At 25.3% G+C, this 7706-nt stretch carries 7 protein-coding genes and 1 pseudogene; 4 read left to right on the top strand and 4 right to left on the bottom strand.

Annotated features, from left to right (window positions below; genetic code table 11):
* Positions 1-64 precede the first annotated feature (64 nt).
* Together JG677_RS06030 and rsmH are read right to left on the bottom strand one after the other, a co-directional pair.
* A complete protein-coding gene (locus tag JG677_RS06030; protein WP_200285694.1) occupies positions 65-916 on the bottom strand; it encodes a hypothetical protein in 852 nt (283 codons plus the stop codon).
* Complete coding sequence (rsmH, locus tag JG677_RS06025; RefSeq protein WP_200285692.1) at positions 916-1842, bottom strand: 16S rRNA (cytosine(1402)-N(4))-methyltransferase RsmH; 927 nt, start codon at positions 1840-1842, stop codon at positions 916-918. Before rsmH ends, JG677_RS06030 begins: the two co-directional genes overlap by 1 nt.
* Positions 1843-1980: 138 nt before the next feature.
* Here rsmH and JG677_RS06020 point away from each other — a divergent pair, with 138 nt between their 5' ends.
* Genes JG677_RS06020 through ftsZ form a run of 3 tightly spaced genes read left to right on the top strand, consistent with a single transcriptional unit; the run spans position 1981 to position 5980 of the window.
* The gene (locus JG677_RS06020) at positions 1981-3468 is read left to right on the top strand and encodes a peptidylprolyl isomerase (RefSeq protein ID WP_200285690.1); all 1488 of its coding nucleotides are present in this window, start codon (positions 1981-1983) and stop codon (positions 3466-3468) included.
* A gap of 2 nt (positions 3469-3470) precedes the next feature.
* Positions 3471-4850 carry a cell division protein FtsA gene (gene ftsA, locus JG677_RS06015; RefSeq protein ID WP_200217128.1) on the top strand — a complete coding sequence of 460 codons (1380 nt, stop codon included), beginning with the start codon at positions 3471-3473 and terminating at the stop codon, positions 4848-4850.
* Positions 4851-4864: 14 nt separating this feature from the next.
* The gene (gene ftsZ, locus JG677_RS06010; RefSeq protein ID WP_200285688.1) at positions 4865-5980 is read left to right on the top strand and encodes a cell division protein FtsZ; all 1116 of its coding nucleotides are present in this window, start codon (positions 4865-4867) and stop codon (positions 5978-5980) included.
* Here ftsZ and JG677_RS06005 read toward each other — a convergent pair whose 3' ends face one another.
* Both JG677_RS06005 and JG677_RS06000 read right to left on the bottom strand, forming a co-directional pair.
* Positions 5981-6787, bottom strand: a complete 807-nt coding sequence (locus JG677_RS06005; RefSeq protein WP_200168999.1) for an adenylosuccinate lyase — start codon at positions 6785-6787, stop codon at positions 5981-5983. It abuts the gene before it with no gap.
* Positions 6750-7508, bottom strand: a complete 759-nt coding sequence (locus JG677_RS06000) for an arginyltransferase (protein WP_200285686.1) — start codon at positions 7506-7508, stop codon at positions 6750-6752. Before JG677_RS06000 ends, JG677_RS06005 begins: the two co-directional genes overlap by 38 nt.
* Before the next feature lie 84 nt (positions 7509-7592).
* On the opposite strand from JG677_RS06000, the pseudogene JG677_RS05995 reads away from it, so the two are divergent.
* Positions 7593-7706, top strand: a pseudogene (locus JG677_RS05995) (hypothetical protein); the annotation flags it as partial.

The following is a 7706-nucleotide window of genomic DNA, read 5'->3' as shown; positions in this document are numbered from 1 at the left end:
CTTTAAAAGAGCAAATTCCTCAAAATTCACTTAGAAAATATATTTTTGAACAAATTGTTCTTGATTATTCTAAATAATCTAAAATTTGATTTTGAAAACGTATATTTTCTAAATTTCTTTTTAATTCTTTATTTTCTTCATTAAGAACACTTTCTTCTGCTCTTAAAATAGCTATTTCTCTACTTAAATAATAAATTTGATTTCTGATATAAATTTGGGGAATAAATAAAAATAAAACAACACTAATAAACAAAGCTACAAAAAATAAATGATTAAAATTTAAATTTCTATCTTCTTTGGTTGCATCGCTAAAACCTTCTAAAAGAGTATTTTTTGTTGCCTCGGTATCTTCTTCTAGAGTATTTAAGTTTTGATTTAATAAGGGCTTGTCTATATCTTTTAAAAAAGGTGGTTTTTGGTTTTTTAAATCATTGTTTATAGAATTTGTTTTTGAAATTTGATTTAATGTTTTATCTTCATTTTTTATTTCTTTTTCTTCTTTATCATGATGTTTTTTTGGTATTAATATATCTTTTTTTTTGTCTTTTTTAAAATTCAAAAATAATGTTTTTTTAGTTTTGGTTTGAGTATTTTTTTTAGTTTTTTTTTCCTTTAAATGCAAAAAAATTTTTTTAGTTAAAGAAGGTTTTTCTTCGAGCTTAACATTGATTAAATCTTCTTTTAGATAAATATTTGCTTTTTTGGGTTTAATAGAAGATGATTTAACTTCTTCATTAAATTGATCTAAAATATTTTGACGTCTTTTATTAAATCTACGTCTTAAAATATCATCAGTATCACTAAGCTCTTCTTTTAATTCATCATCTAAAGGTTCTCTTTGATTGATTGCTCTTGAGTATTTAAGCATTTTTTGACGAATACTTTGTTTTTCTTTTAGAAAATTATCATCTATCATTAAAAGTCCATATTATTAAAATAAAAAGCTCGCAATTTAGCACAACTTGATCTTGGATTTAAATTAATTTCATCTTGTTTAGGGATAATTACTTTTTTATTAATAATTTTGCCTAAATTATTATTTTTATTGCATTCGCATTTAAACATTTTATCATCACAAATGCATTTTTTTTCCCATTTTTTAAAAAAGTTTTTAACAATTCTATCTTCTAAAGAATGAAAACTAATTATAGCCAAAATACAATTTTGTAATTTTAAATTTTCAATCTGGGTTAAAAATTCTTTTAAAACCTCTAATTCTTTATTTACTTCTATGCGTATAGCTTGAAATACTAAAGTTGCTTTTTGAATTTTTCTTGAACTAACCTTACTAAAACCTATAATTTCTTTTAATTCTTTTGCGCTTGTAATCTGTTTTTTATTTCTTGCTTGAATAATTTTTTGTGCTAAATTCCAAGCATCACTTAACTCTCCATATTCTTTTAAAATAAAAGCAAGTTTATCTTGTGAATAGAAATTTACCACTTCAAATGCACTTAAAGATTTATCTTGATCCATACGCATATCTAAAAAATCAGAATTTATCGAAAATCCTCTTTTATTTTGATCAAGTTGCAAAGAAGAAACTCCAATATCTGCTAAAATTCCTCTTATATTTTTAATATCAACTTTATTTAAAATTTCATTAAAATTACAATGGTGCAATATAATTCTATCTTTAAATTCTCTTAATATATGAGAAGAGAATTCTAAAGCAGTTTTATCTTGATCACAACCAATTAAAGAAATTTTTGGATGTTTTTTTAGTATCATTTTACTATGACCTGCATAACCTAGGGTGCAATCTAAGAATACTCCTTGAGTCAGATTATCAAAGATAATGCTAACTTCTTCTTGTAAAACAGGTATATGAGGTATATGCAATTTAAATCCTAAGTAAAAATAATTTTAGATTAATTATAACGAAAAAACTTTAAAATACTAAAAATATTTATAAAATTAAACTACACTTAAACACTAATTCGATATAATTATAAGCTATAAAAATTGTCAAGGAGTTTTATGCTTACTTGGATGCAACATCATAAGAAATATCTTGTTGTTACTATATGGATTAGTGTTATTGCTTTTGTAGGCGCTGGATTTGTTGGATGGGGTGCTTACGATTTTAATCTTAATCGTAATTCATCTGTTGCAGTTGTAGGAGATGAAAAAATCACATTTAGTGAATTTAATACTAGATATAATCAAATTTATAATTATTACAATCAAATTAGCAATAATACTCTCAATGAACAAAAAGCAAAAGAATTACAAATTGATCTTATTGTGCTAAATTCTCTTATAGAAGATAAACTTTTGCTTAGTTTTGCTAAAGATATAGGTTTAAATGTTAGTAATAATGAAATTATACAAGAATTAATTAAAACTAGATTTTTTCAGGATAATCAGGGAGATTTTAACAAAACATTTTACTATAATATTTTAAAACAAAATAATCTTACTCCAAAAGAATATGAGCAAAGTATTTATAATGAATTGCTAATTGATAAACTTAATGGTATTTTTAATTTATCAAACCAAACTGAAGAATTAAAAATGCTAAGTTCAAGTTTTTTTATGCAAGATTTATTAAATATTGAAGTAATAAATTATGATAAAAATAAAATAGATATTGATGAAAAAGAAGTTGAGAAACTTTGGCAAGAAACGAAAGAAAACTATAAAACTGAAAAAATATATGAAGTTTCATTATATTATATAAAACCTGATACAAAACAATATAGCGATGAAGAGCTTTATAATTTTTATAACGATAAAAATAATAAATTTAAATATAAAGATGTTAATGGAAGATTATTAGATTTTAATAGTTCTAAAGAAAAAGTTATAAAAGATTATCGCTTAAATGAGCTTAAAGAAATTGCAAATAAAAAATTTCTAGATTTAAAATCTGGAAAAATTTCATTTCAAAAAGATATAAATATCACTAAAGATGATGTAAAATATCCAATTGAAAGATTAACAAAAACAACCAAAAATGAAATTCTTAGACCTTTTGAATTTGAAGAAGGATTTATGATTATTAGATTAAATAAAGTAGATCCTATAAGATTGAAAACTTTTGAAGAAGCAAAAAATGATGTTTTAGAGCAATATCTAAATCAAGAATCAAGAAAAAAAATTGAAGAAATAGCTCAAAGTAAAATAGGAAATTTTAAAGGGATTAATATAGGTTTTGTTAGTAGAGATTCTTCTAGAGATTCTCAAAAATTAGGTGAAAATATTTTAAATGATACAGAATTTAATTATTTTTTAATGAATGTTTTTAATTCGGATCAAAATAGCTCATATGTTGTTTTAAATGATACAAAGGCAGTTATTTATAAAATAAATAAACAAGAATTATTTAATGAAGCAAAATTTAAAGAGTATAAAAATGTTTTAGAGCAGAATTTAAAAACTTTAAAAAGTAGCGAGTTAAAAAAAGAGTTGGTAGAACAATTAAAAAAAGAATATCCGATAAAAATTTATTATAAAGGGAATTAATTTTGAATATATTAGGAATTGATCTAGGTTCAACACAAACTTGTGCAATTATTGCTCAAAAAGATGATGAGGGGCTTAAAGTTATAGGATTTGCAAAAGCAAAAACCAATGGAGTAAAAAAAGGCGCAATTACCAATATAGAGCTTGCATCAAAATCAATAGAAGATGCTGTAAAAAGTGCTGAAATGATGTCAGGTGTTCACTATGACAAAGTAGTAGTTTCTATATCTGGAGCTTATACCAAGAGTGTTGATAGCACAGGTGTTGTTAATATCCCAAAAGGCGAAATTACTATAAAAGAAATTCATCGTGCTGTAGGCACTGCAAAGCATACGGCGAATTTGCCAAATGGATATGAGATAATTCATGTTTTACCTTATAATTTTAAGGTAGATGATCATGAATTTGTAGATGATCCTTTAGGGATGAATGGAAATCGTTTAGAGGTATCTACTCATATAGTAATTTCTCAAGAATCTCATATTAAAAATCTCAAAAAAGTTGTAGAATTAGCAGATTTAAGAGTTGATAATATAGTATTATCAGGTTATGCATCTTCTATTGCTTGTTTAGATGATAGTGAAAAAGAATTAGGAGCTGTTCTTATCGATATGGGAGGCGCAATTTGTGATATGATTGTTCATGCTGGAAATTCTATAAGATATAATAGCTGCTTACAAATTGGTTCTATTAATATTACCCAAGATCTTTCTATGGCTTTGCATACTCCTTTAAGAGAAGCTGAAAAGATAAAATTAAACTATATATCTTTAAGTCAACAACCAAATGCTTTAATACAAATTCCTTCTATGGGAGATGAGAGAAAAGTTAATGAGGTATCTTTAGATGTAATTTCAAATGTTATTTATGCAAGAGCTGAAGAAACTTTAATGATTTTAGCAAAAATTTTAAGTGATAATCGTTATATAAATTCAATAGGTGGTGGTATAGTTTTAACTGGCGGAATGACAAAATTAGCTGGAATTGATGAACTTGCTCCAGCAACTTTTGATAATAAATCCGTACGTTTGGCAACAGCCAGAAAAGAGCTTATTAGTGGTTTTAATGAAATTTTTTCAGATCCTGAAAATACTTGCGCTATAGGTTTGTGTCTTTATGGGGCTGGATACTTTACTCCTTATGAGTTAGATTCTAATGAAAAATTAAGATATAAAGGAGAAATTGAAAATTTTAACAAACAAATAAAGCAAAATATCGCTATTGAAAATGTAGATGAAATAAATGATGAAAATTTTAGTAAAAATTTACAAGAAAATGATACAATTTTCATACAAGAACAAGAATATGATTCTAAAGATATAAAAGAAAAGAAATCAAGTGTTTTTACTAAACTTTGGCATAAAGTTATTAATCAATTCTAAGGGAGAGTTTTTATATGAGTGAATATTTAGTAGAGGAAATGCAACATTCAAAAGGTGCTAAAATAAAAGTTATAGGCTGCGGTGGTGGTGGTGGAAACATGATCAACCATATGGTAAAAATGGGCTTAAATGATTTAGATCTAATTGCTGCAAATACTGATGCGCAGGCAATATCAAATTCTTTAGCAAAAACTAAAATTCAATTAGGTGAAAAAAAGACTAAAGGACTTGGAGCAGGAATGCTTCCTGAAGTTGGTGCTGAGAGTGCTAGAGAAAGTTTTGAAGAAATTAAAACTTCACTAAGTCAAAGTGATATCGTTTTTATTGCTTCTGGATTTGGTGGAGGTACTGGAACAGGTGCCACTCCTGTAATAGCTCAAGCGGCTAAAGAAATCGGTGCCTTGACTGTTTCTGTAGTTACTATGCCTTTTAAATTTGAGGGAAAGCAAAGAAAAAAATTAGCTGAAAATGGTCTTTTAGAGCTTAAAAAAGAAAGTGATTCAATTCTTGTTATTCAAAATGAAAAACTCTTAAGCATTGCTGATAAAAAAATTGGAATCAAAGATGCTTTTAAACTTGTTGATGATATTTTAGCCCGTGCTGTTAAAGGTATGGTTTCTATACTTTTAGATAATGGTGATATTAATGTCGATTTTGCAGATGTTAGAACTATTATGAGCCATAGAGGTTTAGCTTTAATGGGTGTTGGAAGTGCTCAAGGTGAAAATGCCGTAGAAGAAGCTTTAGCTAATGCAATTGAATCTCCATTATTGGATGGTATGGATATTAAAGGTGCTAAAGGCGTTATTTTACATTTTAAAACTAGTTCAAATTGTTCTTTGATAGAAATTTCAGCTGCAGCAAGTAGTATAGAAGAAATTGTTGATGAAAATGCAAAAATTATTTTTGGTACAACAACAGATGATAGCATGGAAGATAAAGTAGAAGTAACCATTATTGCTACCGGATTTGAAGATAAAACTTACACTAATAATACCAACAATAAAACAAACGAAGAAAATGCTTCTAAGAAAAACTCTTATATCATTAGAAAAGCAAGCGGAGGTTATGACGAAGAAATGATTAATGCCTTAGAAACCCCTACTTTTTTAAGAAGACAAATGGATTAATTAAGCGTTATTTTTATATAACGCTTTTAAATTATTATAAGCAATTTGAATTTTTTCAAATTGTTCTCTTGCGTAAAATCTTTCCATTTTACTTTTATCCTGATTAAAATCTGGATGATATATTTTCACTAGCATAAGATATTTTTGTCTTATTTCGCTTAAGTCATTTTGTGGAGTGCATTGTAAAGTCTCAAAATAATTATTAAAAAGTTTGGCCAATGCATTAAATTTCCATTTAAGATTTTCTTTATTTTTTATATTCTCACAAAATTGTTTATATTCTTCTTGATTAATAGAAAAATCTACACAATATTTTAAATGTTCATTTTCATTAACAAAAAGTTCAAAAAGCTTTAAAGTATTTTCATTTTTATATTCAAGACTTAAAGTATAATTTAATTCATTATATTCTATTTTAAAATCTTTAAAATAGTTTTTAATATAAATAATAAAAATTTTTTCATTTGAGCTTAATTTCATAAGAATATTTCCTGGAATAAAGTCTATTTTTATAAAGATTATCGGTTTTAATACATTATTTTGTTCAAAATTCAATCTAAAAGTCTTAAAATGTGCTTCGTCTAAATTTTTAATACTTTCATTGGTATTTTTTCTATATTTTTGATCAAGAACTTTTAAAAAGTATCTTCTTTGTGGAATTTCGTTTTCTTCAAAAAAAGAAAAAATCTTATTTTTTCTTCCTATAACTTTTGAAAAATTTTTAGTAATCAAACCTTTAAAATAATGAAAAACGGTAATATCATCGGTATTAACATTTATCGATTCTAAAGTTTGAACAACTTGCATCTTCACTCTCCCATAAATTAGCACATTCATAAGGTGTGCTAGTAGATTTTAAAATTTCATTTGGTATAAAATCGACTTTATAGGATAAAGATTGACACTCTTTAACAAAATATCCCAAATAAATATATTTTAAATTTTGATTTTGGGCAAGTTTTATTTCATTTAAAAGAGAAAATTTTCCTAAAGATAAATGTGAAAAATCAGGATCATAAAAACAATAAATGCTAGAAATTCCATCATTTAAAATATCTATTAAATCAACGCAAATTAATAAATCATTTTGATAAAAAGCTAGCTCATAACCAAAGTTAAATGCTCCATCAACATAAAGATTGTAATATTGTCTAAAATTTAAATCATATCTTTTCCAAGATCTTTTTTTTTCCATAAAACGATGATATTTTTCATATAAAAAAAGATGCTCGTTACTTAAGGTAGGTTTTCTCAATATTATTTTTGTTTGAGAATTTTTACTAAAAATTCTTCTTTCGTTTTTAGAAAATTTATATAAATAAGCTTTAATTCTTAAACTTAAACATTCATTGCAATTTTGACATATTGGTCTTGAAAAATATCTGCCAAAACGCCTCCATCCTCTAGAGATCAATTCTTGATTTAATTCTTTTGAGCAATTAAATATATATTTATATTCGGTTCTTGAATTCCTATCATTAAGATATGGACAAAGATCTTCTAAGGTGCAAAAATCTATTTCATTCATTAATAAATTTTCTTAATATCTGAATCGTTAATAAATTCTTTAAATTCATCAATTAGTTTTTTTTCTTTTAAAAATACTTCCTCTAAAGATTATGTTATTCCACCTTCTTATGATTCTTTACTTGCAAAACTTATTATTAAAGCAACAAGTTATGATTTAGCAGTCAATAAACTCGAAAGAGCTCTTAAAGAATTTGTT

Source organism: Campylobacter sp. TTU-622 (assembly GCF_016598965.1).
Taxonomy (GTDB): Bacteria; Campylobacterota; Campylobacteria; order Campylobacterales; family Campylobacteraceae; genus Campylobacter_D.
This window is presented reverse-complemented; position numbering and strand designations above follow the sequence as displayed.

Bases quoted from the DNA above. Each gene is read 5' to 3' on its own strand.
- JG677_RS06030 (WP_200285694.1), bottom strand. From the start codon at position 916: ATGATAGATGATAATTTTCTAAAAGAAAAACAAAGTATTCGTCAAAAA.
- JG677_RS06020 (WP_200285690.1), top strand. From the start codon at position 1,981: ATGCTTACTTGGATGCAACATCATAAGAAATATCTTGTTGTTACTATA.
- ftsZ (WP_200285688.1), top strand. From the start codon at position 4,865: ATGAGTGAATATTTAGTAGAGGAAATGCAACATTCAAAAGGTGCTAAA.
- JG677_RS06005 (WP_200168999.1), bottom strand. From the start codon at position 6,787: ATGCAAGTTGTTCAAACTTTAGAATCGATAAATGTTAATACCGATGAT.
- JG677_RS06000 (WP_200285686.1), bottom strand. From the start codon at position 7,508: ATGAATGAAATAGATTTTTGCACCTTAGAAGATCTTTGTCCATATCTT.